Here is a 13519-nt window from a genome sequence, read left to right as displayed (position 1 = left end):
CCGGCCGCCATGCGCCTCCTCGCCCTCGTCGTGCTGGTGCTGGCATTGCTGCTGGGATGGCTGCAATACCGGCTGTGGTTCGGCATCGGCGGGGCCGGCGACGTGGCGCAGCTGGACGCCCAGGTGACGCAGCAGGCGCATCAGAACGACGGCCTGCGCGAACGTAACGCCGCGCTGGCGGCCGAGGTGGCGGACCTGAAATCGCCCGTCGGCGAAGCCGCGGTGGAAGAGCGGGCGCGCAGCGAGCTGGGCATGATCCGGCCCGGGGAAACCTTCTACCGGGTCGTGGATGCGCCGTCCGCGCGACCGCCGGTACAGCGGCAGCCGGAGCCGTCGCCGTGATCTGGGCGGTGGTGCCGGCCGCGGGCAGCGGCAGCCGTTTCGGCGCTGACATTCCCAAGCAGTACCTGCAGGCGGCCGGTGAGCCGCTGCTGGCCCACACCCTGCGCGCCCTGCTGGTCCATCCGGGGGTGGCCGGAGTCGTGGTGGTGTTGGCTGGGGATGACCCGCACTGGCCGGGCTGGAACGAGCTGGAAGGCAAGCCGGTGCGGCACTGCGTGGGTGGCGAGTCGCGAGCGGATTCGGTGTTGGCCGGTCTGCAGGCGCTGCCGGACGAGGTGCGGGCGGATGATTTCGTGCTGGTGCATGATGCCGCCCGGCCGAATCTCGCGTTCGCGGATCTGGACCAGCTGATCGAGCGCGGGCGCGCTGATCCGGTAGGCGCGATCCTGGCCGCGCCGGTGCGTGACACGCTCAAGCGGGCGGGCAATGAGGGCGGGATCGACCGGACTGAGCCGCGAGAACGCCTATGGCGCGCGCTGACGCCGCAGATGTTCCGCCGGCTGCAGCTGTCGCAGGCGCTGGAAAAGGCGCGGGCTGCGGGCATCGATGTGACTGACGAGTCGATGGCGATGGAGCGCAAGGGTGCGCGCCCGCTGCTGATCGAGGGGCGCGAGGACAATATCAAGATCACGACGCCTGCGGATCTGGCTTATTTCGAGTTTCTGCTGTCGCGGCGGTGAGTGTCTGGACCTGGGCACGCTTCGTTGGGGACGCGGTGATCTGAGTGGTCCCGCCGCGAACGGGGGCGGCGGCGCGATCTGAGGGGCCTCGCCGCGACCGGGAGGCTGCGGTGCGATCTGACGGGCCCCGCCGTGGCCGGCAGGCCTTTGCGCTTCATGTCCCCCGGCGTCGGCCTGCGGCCCCACCTCCTCCTTTACTTACGCGCAAAGGCCTCCCGGCCACGGCGAGGCTCGGCTCCGGGAAGGTTTGGTGCCGGGGTGCCGGGGTACCGGGTATCGGGGTACCGGGGTACCGGGGTACCGGCTTGCGGCTTGCGGCTTGCGGCTTGCGGCTTGCGACCCGGGATGGGGGTTTTTTGTAGGAGCGCGCCATGCGCGCGAAACCGCGTGACGATTGGCTTCGGGCAATGGCGTCGGCCGGTCCACCGGGACCGACGGCCCGCGGCAATGATCATATTCACGCGGCTTCGCGCGCGTGGCGCGCTCCTACACTCAGGTTGGCATGAGCATTTGAGCGGGTTGGCCACCATTGCCGGCCCGCGATCGCGTCCGACCGGATCGACGCCACCACCAAGCCCGCGATCGCATTTGACCGGGTTGGCGGTAGCATTGCAGGATGACTGACAGCATTCCATTCTGTATTGGCCAGGGTTTCGACGTGCATGCCTTCGGCGATGGCGACCACGTGGTGATTGGCGGGGTGCGTATCCCGCACGATCGCGCGTTTGTGGCCCACAGTGACGGCGATGTGGCCCTGCATGCGCTGTGCGATGCCATGTTCGGCGCGCTGGCCATGGGCGATATCGGGACGCATTTTCCGCCCAGTGATCCGCAGTGGAAAGACACCGACAGCCGGCTGTTCCTGCGTCACTGCCGCGAGCTGGTGGCGGCGCGGGGGTGGCGGCTGGGCAATGCGGACATCACCATCGTGTGCGAGCGGCCAAAAATCGGGCCGCATGCCCAGGCCATGCGTAAGTTGATCGCGGCCGATCTGCAGGTGGATGTTGACGCGATCAGCGTCAAGGCCACCACCAACGAGAAGCTTGGCCACCTCGGTCGCGAAGAGGGCATCGCCGCCCACGTCGTGTGCCTGCTGGTCCGCGCGTGAGCACGCCGGAGGCCGGCTCCGATCGTGGATTGCCGCGAGCCTGGGGAGAGCCTGTGCTGCAGGCGGTGATGCGCAGCGTCGCGGAGGATTTCCGGGTTGATGAAATCGACGGCTTCGAGGCCACCGGCAGCGGTGAGCACGAGCTGCTCACGATCGAAAAGCGCGGGCTGAATACCGCCGAAGTGGCCCGCCGCCTGGCGCGCTGGGCCGGCGTGCCGGAGATGGCGGTGGGCTATGCCGGATTGAAGGACCGCCACGCGGTCACCCGGCAGCGCTTCAGCGTGCATCTGCCAGGACGCGAAGCCCCTTCGGTCGACGGACTCGAGGGCGACGGCCTGCGGGTGATCGAGCAGACCCGGCACGTGAAGAAAGTTCCGCGCGGGGCACTGGTGGGTAACCGCTTTGAACTGACCCTGCGCGAAGTGGAAGGGGAGCGCGCCGCAATTGAGGAACGGCTTGCCCGCGCTGCGGCTGAAGGCGTGCCCAACTGGTTTGGCGAGCAGCGCTTTGGCCGGGGTGGCGGCAACATCGATGCGGCCCTGGCCATGTTTGCCGGCCGCCGGATGCGTCGCGACCAACGCGGCCACCTGCTGTCCGCGGCGCGCTCGGAGCTGTTCAACAGGGTGCTGGCCGAACGGGTGCGGGCCGGCAACTGGAATACTCCGGTGGAGGGCGAAGCGTGGATGCTGGACAGCAGCCGCGCCGCGTTCGGGCCCGAGCCCTGGAACGAGGTGCTGGCCGAACGATTGGCCGCGTTCGATATCCACCCCAGCGCGCCGCTGTGGGGGAAGGGCGAGCTGCGCAGTGAAAGTGACGTCCGGGCGCTGGAACTGGCTGCCCTGGATACGCCCGACGCCCACGCGATGCGTGAGGGACTGGAAGCGGCCGGCCTGCGCCAGGAGCGCCGCGCCACCCGGCTGCGGCCGCAGGATTTGACCTGGGAGTGGCTTGCAGATGACGTCCTGCGGCTGAGGTTCTCGCTTTCGCGCGGGACTTACGCCACCGCCGTGCTGATGGAGCTGGGCACGGTCCGGGATGCGGCACAGGCCGGCTGACTGTCGCCCCGGCGATCGCCGGGTCAGCGGGGCCTGAGCAGCACCAGCACCGCGCCCGTCCCACCCTGGCCGGGTGGGGCGGAATGGAACGCCAGCACGTCGGCGCGCTGGCGCAGCAGGCGGTCGACCAGGTTCTTCAAGGCGGGCGTGCCGGGGGCGTGCAGTCCTTTGCCGTGCACGATGCGCACGCAGCCGCTGCCAGCGTCGCGCGCTTCCGCCAGGAACTGCCGCAGCATGGATTCGGCCACGCGCGTGCCGGCGTGATGCAGGTCCAGTTCGTCCTGGACCGCGTAATGGCCCTTGGCCAGCCGTTTGAGCATGCGCGGGCTGATTTCATCGCGGCGGTAGCGCAGGCTGTCGCCGGCTTCCAGTGGGCCGGACTGCAGCAGCCGTTCGAACTCGCTCAGCGCCTCGCGTTCGTCCTGTTCGGCCATGCGCGGGCGTGGCTCGGGGCGCGCAGCGCGCGGCGTCGCGGGGGTCTCCGGCAGCTGCCGGACCGGGCCGATGGCGTCCCGGAACAGCGCGGCATCGTCCGCGTCCACCTCGTCCTGCTTGCGTCGCTTGGCCATGGCTCCAGATTACCCGAGCCGGGCCAGCCAGGCGGGCTCATCCGCTATCATGTCGCTTCGATTCACTGCACGGGGCGGCGCGGAAAGTTTCATGCGGATACTGGTCAGCAACGACGACGGCGTAGACGCGCCGGGCATCCGGATCCTCGCCGAAGGGTTGCGCAATGCAGGTCACCACGTGCAGATCGTCGCGCCCGACCGCGACCGGTCCGGCGCCAGCAACTCCTTGACCCTGGACATGCCGCTGCGCGTTGTGCAGCTGGAAGATGATGTCTGGCGCGTGCACGGCACGCCCACCGACTCGGTGCACGTGGCGATCCGCGGCATGCTGGAGCACGAGCCGGACATTGTCGTGTCGGGCATCAACAACGCCGCCAACATGGGCGATGACGTGATCTATTCCGGCACCGTGGCCGCAGCCATGGAAGGGCGCTTCCTTGGGCTGCCCGCGATTGCCATGTCGCTGGTCACGGCAGACCACGTGGGCAAGCACTACGAGACCGCCGCGCGCGCCGCCGTGGAGCTGGTGCAGCGGCTCAAGGCCGATCCGCTGCCCGCCGACACCATCCTCAACGTCAACGTTCCGGATATTCCCTGGAGCGAGGTGAAGGGGTTTGAAGTCACCCGCCTGGGCAATCGTCACCGTGCCGAGCCCTGCGTGCCGCTGGAAGATCCTCGCGGTCGCAGCTGGTACTGGATCGGGCCTGCCGGCGCGGAGCAGGACGCCGGCCCCGGGACGGATTTCCATGCCGTGCGCACGGGCAACATCTCGATCACGCCGATCCTGGTCGACCTCACCCGCTACCAGGCCCTGGAGCAGGTCTCCAGCTGGGTTGGCGGGCTGGCCGGCCAGCTCAAGGAGAACGGCCGATGAGCCCGCGCCTGCGCCTGCAGCCCGAAGCGATCGGCGTTGGCATGACCTCGCAGCGGGTGCGCGACCGGCTGATCGAGCGCCTGCGTGAGGGCGGAATCAGCAACGAGCGCGTATTGAACGCGATGGGGCTGGTGCCGCGACACCTGTTTGTCGATGAAGCTCTGGCCACGCGCGCCTACGATGACAGTGCGCTGCCGATTGGCCACGGCCAGACCATTTCCCAGCCCTGGGTGGTGGCCAAGATGACCGAGGAAGTGCTGGACGGCGGCATGCCGACCACCGCACTGGAGATCGGTACCGGTTCCGGCTATCAGGCCGCGATCCTGGCCTCGCTGGGGATCAAGGTCTACACCGTCGAGCGCATTGGCGAGCTGCTGCGGGTGGCCCGCAAGCGGTTCCGTTCGCTGGGCCTGACCGTACGCAGCCGGCACGACGATGGCCGTATCGGCTGGCCGGAGCACGCGCCTTTCGATGCCATCCTGGTGACCGCTGGCGCGTCCGCCCTGGTGGATGCACTCACCGAGCAGTTGGCACCGGGTGGTGTGCTGATCGCTCCCGTGGGCAGCGGCAGTGCACAGGTGCTGGTCAAGCTGCGCAAGCGCGCCGATGGCACGCTGGAGCGCACCGAGATCGCCCAGGTGGTGTTCGTGCCGCTGCTGGCTGGCGTGGTGGACTGATGTATCGGGTTCCTTCATTGCCCATGCGGCAGAATGGTTTTCATTGCCGATATGGCAGGCGCCCCGGGGTTGGGCAGAATGGAGTTGCATTGATGAGGATGGCAATCGTGCTGGTGGCTCTGAGCATGCTGCTGAGCGCATGCGGCAGCAGCCGGGTGGTCCGCGAAGGCGGGGCGGCGGGTGCATCGACCGCGCAGCCCGGACAGACCGTGACCGTCAAGCGTGGCGACACCGTTTACCGGCTTGCCATCAACAACGGCATCAGCCCGCTGGACCTGGCCACCTGGAACAACATCGCCCCGCCTTACACCATCTATCCCGGTCAGCGCCTGCGGCTGTATCCCGGCGATGGCCGGGCGCCCGCGCGCACTGCCTCGACGTCTTCGCGACCTGCGAGCCAGTCCAGCTCATCCTCCGCCTCCACGCCCACCCAGTCGTCGGCAACGCCTGCGCCGGCACCTGCGCGCAGCTCAGTGAGCTGGCGCTGGCCGGCCGATGGCCAGCTGGTGAGCCGGTTCGCTGCCGGGGATCCGACCAGGCAGGGCATCGGTATCGCCGGCAATGGCGGCCAGCCCGTCAAGGCCGCCGGCGACGGCGTGGTGGTGTACTCGGGTTCGGGCCTGGTGGGCTACGGCGAGCTGATCATCGTCAAGCACGACGACGAATGGCTGTCGGCCTATGGACACAACCGGGCGCGCCTGGTCAATGAGGGCGAGCGGGTGCGCACAGGCCAGCAGATCGCGGAAATGGGCCGCAGCGGCGCCGCGCGTGACATGCTCCACTTCGAGATCCGCCACAACGGCCGCCCGGTCGATCCGCTGCCCTACCTGCCCAAGCGTTGAAATCCGCGTCGGCCACGTAGGGCCGACCTACTCGCATGCGTGACTTCTGTAGGTCGGGGCTACGCTCCCGACGCGCGGCCATCGATCAGTCGAGGATGAAGCCCGCCACCACCCGGCGGCCTTCGCCGGCGAGCACGTGGTAGGTGCGCGCGGCGGAATCATTGGCCATGGCTTCAAGGCCGATGCCGCGTGACAGGCAGGCGGCCATGATCTGTGCAGAAGGAAATGCCTGGCTGTCGCCGGTGCCCAGCAGCACCAAGGCAGGAGACAGGGCCAGGATCTGCTCCAGATCCGGCATCTGCATCGAGGTGGCGTCAGTGACCGGCCAGCCTTCGATCAGGGCGTCCGGGGCGACCACAAAGCTGCTGGTCAGCCGGCGCTCGTTGACCAGGGCGGAGCTGCCGCTGGCGCTGCGCAGGTAGAACTCGTAGTCGGGTCGTTCAAGATGAAGCTGCATGGAAGCGGTTCACCCTATATACGTATGGGCGTCGTCAGGGCCTGGGCAGGACGATCTGGCGCTTGCCGACGCTGGGCCGGTAAAGCACGGCTACTTTGCCGATTTTCTGCACCAGGGCGGCGCCGCTGCGCTCGGTCAGCTCGGCAACAATCGCGCTGCGCTGCTCGCGGTCGTCATCGGCGATCTTCACCTTGACCAGCTCGTGGTGCTCAAGCGCTCCGTCCAGCTCGGCAATCACCGGGTCGCTGACCCCCTTTCCACCGATCTGCAGGATGGCATTGAGATCGTGGGCCTTGCCGCGGAGGAAACGGATCTGTGCGGCGGTCAGGGCGGCTGGCATACGGGTTCGCGTCAAAGGGGATGGAGCGGCAGGGTATCATGACCGCGGCGATCCTCCGCCGTCCCCGTCGCTCCCGAAACCTCCCCATGGCCCGCAGCAAGAGCAGCCAACGCTGGCTGAAAGAACACTTTTCCGATCCTTTCGTGAAGAAGGCGAAGGCGGAGGGCATGCGCTCGCGCGCGGTCTACAAACTGGAAGAGCTGGTCGCCCGCGACCGCCTGCTTAAACCGGGCATGACCGTGGTGGACCTGGGCGCGGCCCCGGGAGGCTGGTCACAGTGGATCCGCCAGGAGCTGGACCGCATCGATGCGTCCAGGCCGGGGCGGGTGATCGCCCTGGACATCCTGGAGATGCCGCCGCTGGCGGGGGTGGAGTTTCTTCATGGCGACTTCAGGGAAGATGAGGTCCTATCGAGTCTTGAGACTGCGCTCGATGGAAAGTCCGTAGACCTTGTGTTGTCGGATATGGCCCCAAACAAGAGTGGTATGGATTCGGTGGATCAGCCGCGGGTGATGTACCTGGCCGAACTGGCGATGGATTTCGCCGACGGCCACTTGAGGCCCGGCGGCGCCTTCCTGATCAAGCTGTTCCACGGCGTGGGTTTCGATGACTACGTGCGGGAACTGCGCCGCCGCTACGACCGGGTGGTGATCCGCAAACCGTCGGCATCGCGGCAGCGTTCGCCGGAAGTCTATGCGCTCGCACAGGGCAAGCGTTTACAGATGAAGTAGCATGGCGCCCGAGCGCCTGGGAAAGAATTTCTAATGAATGATCTGGTCAAAAATCTGTTGCTCTGGGTGGTTGTCGCCGTCGTATTGATGATGGTGTTCCAGAGCTTCAGCCCCAACACCGCCGGTCCGCAGGAAGTGCAGTACTCCCAATTCATGGAGGAAGTGCGCAACAGCCGGATCAAGCGGGTGGACATCGCCGAGGACGAGCGCACGATCTCGTTCGAGCGCGCTGACGGCGCCCGTGGCACGGTGATTGCGCCGCGCCGCGACGAGCGCATGATCGACGACCTGATCAACAACAACGTCGAGATCAAGCAGGCGCCGCCGTCCACCGGACCTTCGCTGGCCTACATCCTGATCAATTTCCTGCCAGTGCTGCTGATCATCGGGTTCTTCTTCTTCATGATGCGGCAGATGCAGCAGGGTGGCGGGAAGGGCGCGATGTCGTTCGGCAAGTCGCGCGCCAAGATGCTCAACGAGGAGCAGACCAAGGTCAATTTCAGCGATGTGGCCGGCTGCGACGAGGCCAAGGAGGAGGTTGGCGAGCTGGTCGAGTTCCTGCGCGATCCGTCCAAGTTCCAGAAGCTCGGCGGCAAGATCCCGCGCGGCGTGCTGATGGTCGGTCCGCCCGGTACCGGCAAGACCCTGCTGGCGCGTGCGATCGCCGGCGAGGCCAAGGTGCCGTTCTTCTCGATCTCCGGTTCGGATTTCGTGGAAATGTTCGTCGGCGTGGGCGCCAGCCGCGTGCGCGACATGTTCGAGCAGGCCAAGAAGCACTCGCCGTGCATCATCTTCATTGACGAGATCGACGCCGTTGGCCGTCACCGTGGGGCGGGCCTGGGTGGCGGTCACGACGAGCGCGAGCAGACCCTCAACCAGCTGCTGGTGGAGATGGACGGCTTCGAGGGCGGTGAGGGCGTGATCGTGATCGCCGCCACCAACCGTCCCGACGTGCTGGATCCGGCGCTGCTGCGTCCGGGCCGCTTCGACCGCCAGGTGGTGGTTGGCTTGCCGGACGTGAAGGGCCGCGAGCAGATCCTCAAGGTGCACATGCGCAAGGTGCCGCTGGACGAGGACGTGGACGCGATGATCGTGGCCCGTGGGACGCCCGGTTTCTCCGGCGCGGACCTGGCCAACCTGGTCAACGAGGCGGCGCTGTTCGCCGCCCGCGAAAACGCCACCGAAGTGCGCATGGACCATTTCGACCGTGCCCGCGACAAGATCCTGATGGGCGCCGAGCGCCGTTCGATGGCAATGAGCGAGGACGAGAAGGCGCTGACCGCCTATCACGAGGCCGGTCACGCCATCGTTGGCCGCCTGGTGCCCGAGCACGACCCGGTCTACAAGGTGACGATCATTCCCCGTGGGCGCGCACTGGGCGTCACGATGTACCTGCCCGAAGGCGACAAGTACTCGATGAACCGGGTGGCGATCGAATCCCAGCTGTGCTCGCTGTACGGCGGACGCGTGGCCGAGGAGCTGATCTTCGGTGAGGACAAGGTCACCACCGGCGCGTCCAACGACATCGAACGGGCCACCAAGATCGCCCGCAACATGGTTACCAAGTGGGGCCTCTCCGACGAGATGGGGCCGATCGCCTACAGCGATGACGAGGACGAGGTGTTCCTTGGCCGCTCGGTCACCCAGCACAAGAGCGTGTCCGACGACACGGCACGCAAGATCGACGAGGTGGTGCGCCTGATCCTGGACCGTGCCTACGAGCGCACCCGGGAGATCCTGAGCGGCAACATGGACAAGCTGCACGCCATGGCCAAGCTGCTGCTGGAATACGAAACCATCGATGTGCCGCAGATCGACGCGATCATGGAGGGCCGCGATCCGCCGCCGCCCATGGGCTGGGACAAGTCGCGCAAGGGCAGCGACGGCGGTGATGGCGGCGATGACGGCAAGGCCCTGCCGATCGGCGGCCCTGCGGAACAGACCTGACGCCGGTTGCGGCCGATGTTTGATACCACGCCAACGCTTGACTGCGCCGGCCGCCCGTTGGCGCTTGATCGCCCGCGGGTCATGGGCATCGTCAACATCACCCCGGACTCGTTTTCCGACGGTGGTGCGCACTTCGACGTTGAGGCCGCAGTGGCCCATGGCCTGGCGCTGGTGGCCGAAGGGGCGGATATCCTGGATATCGGCGGTGAATCCACCCGCCCCGGCGCTGATGCCGTCCCGCTGGAAGAAGAGCTGCGCCGCACGGTGCCGGTCATTGAGCGGCTGGCCAGCGAAACCCGCGTGCCGCTGTCGATCGACACCTTCAAGCCGGAAGTAATGCGTGCCGCCGTCGCAGCGGGCGCCGGCATGATCAACGACATCTGCGGCCTGCGCAGCGAAGGAGCGCTGGAAGCCGCCGCCGAGCTGGGCGTGCCGGTTGTGCTGATGCACATGCTGGGCGAGCCGCGCTCGATGCAGGATGCGCCGTCCTACGATGACGTGGTGGGCGAAGTGCACCGATTTCTGGCCGAGCGCATCTTCGCCGCCGAAGTGGCGGGGATTCCCCGTTCGCGGATCGTGGCGGATCCGGGGTTCGGCTTCGGCAAGACCACCGCGCACAACATGACCCTGCTCGCGCAGCTGGAGCGATTCGGCGAACTGGGCGTGCCGGTGCTGGCGGGCCTGTCCCGCAAGCGCAGCATCGGTGAAATCACTGGCCGCGATATGCCGCAGCAACGCGTATACGGCTCGGTCGCGGCGCATCTGCTGGCGGCCCAGCGCGGGGCGAAGATCCTGCGTGTGCATGATGTTGCCGCCACCGTGGATGCGCTCAGGGTGTGGGAAGCGGTGGATGCCGTTGCCATGCCACGCCGCAGTGAAGCGTCATTGCAATCCCTCTGGCCCGACGACTGACGGGTCGGTCCGCGGCCCCCTGCCGTTGGTCATGATGGGCTGACGGCAACTGCTGGCTGCGTTAGGCTGCGCCCTTGTCGCCGCCGTGCCGGCGGCCGGATCTGATGGGGAACGCGCTACCAATGCTTGAGACCAGCACGCCACTTGTCGTTACTTTCCTTGCCTATCTCGCCGGAATGGTGCTGATCGGTTTCTACGCCTGGCGCTCGACCAAGAACTTCGACGATTACATCCTGGGTGGCCGCCGGCTCAGCCCCACTGCCGCGGCGCTGTCGGCCGGCGCATCGGACATGAGCGGCTGGCTGATGATGGGCCTGCCCGGGGCGATGTACCTCAACGGTCTGTCGGAAGCCTGGATCGGGCTTGGCCTGGTTACCGGTGCGTGGCTCAACTGGCATTACGTGGCCGGCCCGCTGCGGGTCTATACCGAACGCACCGGCAATGCGCTGACCCTGCCGGATTTCATGACCAACCGGTTCCAGGACGACAGCAAGGTGCTGCGAGTGCTGGCGGCGGTGGTGATTCTGGTGTTTTTTGCCGTGTACTGCGCGTCGGGCGTGGTGGCCGGAGGACGGTTGTTCGAGAGCGTATTCGGGCTGACCTATACGCAGGCGATCTTCTGGGGAGCGGCGGTCACCGTGCTCTACAGCCTGGTCGGCGGATTCCTGGCGGTGAGCTGGACCGACGTGGCACAGGGCACGATGATGCTGTTTGCACTGTTGATTACGCCGATCCTGGTGGTGACGCACAGCGGCGGGCTGGGTGATGGCTTGGAGCTGATCCGCGAGCTGGATCCAACCAACCTCAACTGGATCGGTGCCGGTGGACTGGTCGCGATCGTGTCCGCGCTGGGGTGGGGACTGGGCTACGCCGGCCAGCCGCATATCCTGGCGCGATTCATGGCTATCGACAGCATCCACTCGATCCCGAAAGCACGCCGGATCGGCATGACCTGGATGATCCTGTGCATGGTGGGCGCGCTGGCGGTGGGCTTCTTCGGCATCGCCTACTTCGCGCTCAATCCGGAAGTCGCGGGCCCGGTGGAAGCCAATCCGGAGCGGGTCTTCATCGTCGCGGTGGAGCTGCTGTTCAATCCCTGGATCGCGGGTATCATCCTGTCGGCAATCCTGGCCGCGGTGATGAGCACCCTGTCCAGCCAGCTGATCGTGTGTTCCAGCGTGCTGTCGGAGGACTTCTACCGCGGCTTCCTGCGCAAGGATGCCAGCCAGCGCGAGCTGGTCTGGGTCGGGCGTGCCAGCGTGCTGCTGGTGTCGCTGGTGGCGCTGTGGCTTGCGCGCGACCCTGAAAGCCGCGTGCTGGGGCTGGTGGCCTATGCCTGGGCGGGCTTCGGCGCCGCGTTCGGGCCGGTGCTGATCCTGTCGTTGTTCTGGGGCCGCATGACCCGCAACGGTGCGCTGGCTGGAATGATCACCGGCGCTGTCGTTGTGATTGCCTGGAAGCAGCTGGGGTTCGCGCTGTATGAAATGGTGCCCGGTTTCCTGATGGCCACGCTGGCGATTGTGGTGGTCAGCCTGATGGGGCGGGCGCCTTCGCCGGAAATCCATAGCCGGCACCAGCAGGTGAGGCAGTCGCTGCGCGAAACCGGCTACTGACCGGGCCAGGTGGCGGATAATCCGGGCATGTCGATCCACCATCGCCCGGCAGCCATCGCCATCATGGGCCCGACCGCTTCGGGGAAAACCGCGTTCGCGCTTGAATGCGCGAGCGCGCTGGGCGGGGAAATCATCAGCGTGGATTCGGCGCTGGTGTATCGCGGCCTGGATATCGGCGCGGCCAAGCCCAGCGCTGCCGAGCGCGCGCAGGTGCCGCATCACCTGATCGATGTCCGCGATCCATGGCAGCCGTATTCGGCCGCGGAATTTGCCACCGACGCCCGCGAGGCGCTCGACGATATTGCCGGCCGCGGACGGCTTCCGATCCTTGCCGGCGGCACCGGACTGTATTTCCGTTCCCTGCTGCGCGGCCTGTCGGCCATGCCGCCGGCCGATCCGGATACGCGGGCACGGCTGGCGGCGCGCGGCGAAGCAGAAGGTTGGGCGACCCTGCATGCCGAGCTTGCGCGGCTGGATCCGGAGGCGGCACGCCGTATTCACGCCACCGATCCGCAGCGCATCCAGCGGGCGCTGGAGGTATATGAGCTGACCGGACGCACGATCAGCGAACTTCAGAACGCACCACCTTCGGCGCGCCTGCCGTTCCGGGTCCTGAAGCTGGTACTGGCCCCGGATGATCGTGCCGTACTGCATCAGCGCATCGCCCGGCGCTTCGACGCCATGCTGGAAGCCGGGTTTATTGAAGAGGTCCTGGCGCTGCGCGCCCTGCCTGGACTGCGCGATCACCCGGCGCCGCTGGATCTGCCGGCGCTGCGTGCGGTGGGCTATCGCCAGGCATGGGAACACCTGGATGGCGCGGTGGATGCGAATGGCTTCCGCGACCGCGCCATTGCCGCCACCCGCCAGCTGGCCAAGCGCCAGCTGACCTGGCTGCGTGGCGAATTGGACGCGCTGTGGTTCGATCCGCAATCACAGCAGGTGGCGCTGCGTGGCACCGTGTCCCGGTTTCTGGGTCGGTGATTTGTGTACCATCGGCCGTCACCGCCAAGGGGATCGCGGCGGTGCGCGGCCACGGCCGCTTACAACAATAACCAAGCTGGGGATATTCCATGTCCAAGGGACAGTCTTTGCAGGATCCTTTCCTGAATGCCTTGCGGCGCGAACGTGTGCCGGTTTCGATCTATCTGGTCAACGGCATCAAATTGCAGGGAACGATTGAATCGTTCGATCAATTCGTGGTGTTGCTGCGCAATACGGTCAGCCAGATGGTCTACAAGCACGCCATTTCCACCGTGGTGCCGGCGCGCAACGTGCGCGTGGGACCGGGCGGTGGGCATGTGCAGGCTGCGACGGAAGCTGGCGGCGTCGAGATGACGGCCGAGCGCGGGGAAGCCGAGCAGTAACCCCCAAA

16 protein-coding genes are annotated in these 13519 nt (G+C 66.9%); 13 read left to right on the top strand and 3 right to left on the bottom strand.

Annotated elements, in window-relative coordinates:
* Positions 1-9: 9 nt before the first annotated feature.
* The 4 genes from ftsB (at position 10) to truD (ending at position 3185) form a co-directional block, all read left to right on the top strand.
* Entirely contained in the window at positions 10-342 is a 333-nt protein-coding gene (ftsB, locus tag WCE59_RS04595; RefSeq protein ID WP_343257538.1) for a cell division protein FtsB, read from the top strand.
* A complete protein-coding gene (ispD, locus tag WCE59_RS04590; RefSeq protein WP_343257537.1) occupies positions 339-1022 on the top strand; it encodes a 2-C-methyl-D-erythritol 4-phosphate cytidylyltransferase in 684 nt (227 codons plus the stop codon). Before ftsB ends, ispD begins: the two co-directional genes overlap by 4 nt.
* A 616-nt stretch (positions 1023-1638) precedes the next feature.
* Positions 1639-2130, top strand: a complete 492-nt coding sequence (gene ispF, locus WCE59_RS04585; protein WP_343257536.1) for a 2-C-methyl-D-erythritol 2,4-cyclodiphosphate synthase — start codon at positions 1639-1641, stop codon at positions 2128-2130.
* On the top strand, positions 2127-3185 hold the full coding sequence (gene truD / locus WCE59_RS04580) for a tRNA pseudouridine(13) synthase TruD (protein ID WP_343257535.1): 1059 nt from the start codon (positions 2127-2129) through the stop codon (positions 3183-3185). Before ispF ends, truD begins: the two co-directional genes overlap by 4 nt.
* Positions 3186-3208: 23 nt before the next feature.
* On the opposite strand, the gene WCE59_RS04575 is transcribed toward truD, so the two are convergent.
* Entirely contained in the window at positions 3209-3754 is a 546-nt protein-coding gene (locus tag WCE59_RS04575) for a Smr/MutS family protein (RefSeq protein ID WP_343257534.1), read from the bottom strand.
* A 91-nt stretch (positions 3755-3845) separates the two neighbouring features.
* On the opposite strand from WCE59_RS04575, the gene surE reads away from it, so the two are divergent.
* The 3 genes from surE (at position 3846) to WCE59_RS04560 (ending at position 6147) form a co-directional block, all read left to right on the top strand.
* Entirely contained in the window at positions 3846-4628 is a 783-nt protein-coding gene (surE, locus tag WCE59_RS04570) for a 5'/3'-nucleotidase SurE (protein ID WP_343257533.1), read from the top strand.
* Positions 4625-5305, top strand: coding sequence for a protein-L-isoaspartate(D-aspartate) O-methyltransferase (locus WCE59_RS04565; RefSeq protein ID WP_343257532.1), 681 nt, complete (start codon positions 4625-4627; stop codon positions 5303-5305). The genes surE and WCE59_RS04565 overlap by 4 nt, the downstream gene beginning before the upstream one ends.
* A gap of 92 nt (positions 5306-5397) precedes the next feature.
* Positions 5398-6147: a peptidoglycan DD-metalloendopeptidase family protein gene (locus WCE59_RS04560; RefSeq protein WP_343257531.1), complete on the top strand. Its 750-nt coding sequence runs from the start codon at positions 5398-5400 to the stop codon at positions 6145-6147.
* 85 nt (positions 6148-6232) lie between these two features.
* On the opposite strand, the gene WCE59_RS04555 is transcribed toward WCE59_RS04560, so the two are convergent.
* Entirely contained in the window at positions 6233-6604 is a 372-nt protein-coding gene (locus tag WCE59_RS04555) for an Mth938-like domain-containing protein (protein WP_343257530.1), read from the bottom strand.
* Between the two features lie 34 nt (positions 6605-6638).
* Positions 6639-6944 (bottom strand): ribosome assembly RNA-binding protein YhbY, encoded by a 306-nt coding sequence (yhbY, locus tag WCE59_RS04550; protein ID WP_343257529.1) that lies wholly within the window; start codon positions 6942-6944, stop codon positions 6639-6641.
* Between the two features lie 86 nt (positions 6945-7030).
* Here yhbY and rlmE point away from each other — a divergent pair, with 86 nt between their 5' ends.
* From rlmE to hfq, 6 genes are all read left to right on the top strand, one after another.
* A complete protein-coding gene (rlmE, locus tag WCE59_RS04545) occupies positions 7031-7675 on the top strand; it encodes a 23S rRNA (uridine(2552)-2'-O)-methyltransferase RlmE (protein WP_343257528.1) in 645 nt (214 codons plus the stop codon).
* Between the two features lie 33 nt (positions 7676-7708).
* Entirely contained in the window at positions 7709-9622 is a 1914-nt protein-coding gene (gene ftsH / locus WCE59_RS04540; RefSeq protein ID WP_343257527.1) for an ATP-dependent zinc metalloprotease FtsH, read from the top strand.
* Between the two features lie 15 nt (positions 9623-9637).
* Positions 9638-10534 (top strand): dihydropteroate synthase, encoded by an 897-nt coding sequence (folP, locus tag WCE59_RS04535; protein ID WP_343257526.1) that lies wholly within the window; start codon positions 9638-9640, stop codon positions 10532-10534.
* Between the two features lie 122 nt (positions 10535-10656).
* Positions 10657-12147 carry a sodium/proline symporter PutP gene (gene putP / locus WCE59_RS04530; RefSeq protein WP_343257525.1) on the top strand — a complete coding sequence of 497 codons (1491 nt, stop codon included), beginning with the start codon at positions 10657-10659 and terminating at the stop codon, positions 12145-12147.
* A 27-nt stretch (positions 12148-12174) separates the two neighbouring features.
* The gene (miaA, locus tag WCE59_RS04525) at positions 12175-13128 is read left to right on the top strand and encodes a tRNA (adenosine(37)-N6)-dimethylallyltransferase MiaA (protein ID WP_343257524.1); all 954 of its coding nucleotides are present in this window, start codon (positions 12175-12177) and stop codon (positions 13126-13128) included.
* Between the two features lie 89 nt (positions 13129-13217).
* Positions 13218-13511 (top strand): RNA chaperone Hfq, encoded by a 294-nt coding sequence (gene hfq, locus WCE59_RS04520; protein WP_343257523.1) that lies wholly within the window; start codon positions 13218-13220, stop codon positions 13509-13511.
* Positions 13512-13519 lie beyond the last annotated feature (8 nt).

Origin of the sequence: Luteimonas qiangzhengi (genome assembly GCF_039548515.1) — a bacterium.
In the GTDB taxonomy this organism is placed as follows: Bacteria; Pseudomonadota; Gammaproteobacteria; order Xanthomonadales; family Xanthomonadaceae; genus Luteimonas.
The sequence above is the reverse complement of the archived record's forward strand: the minus strand, read 5'-3'. Positions and strand labels throughout refer to the sequence as shown.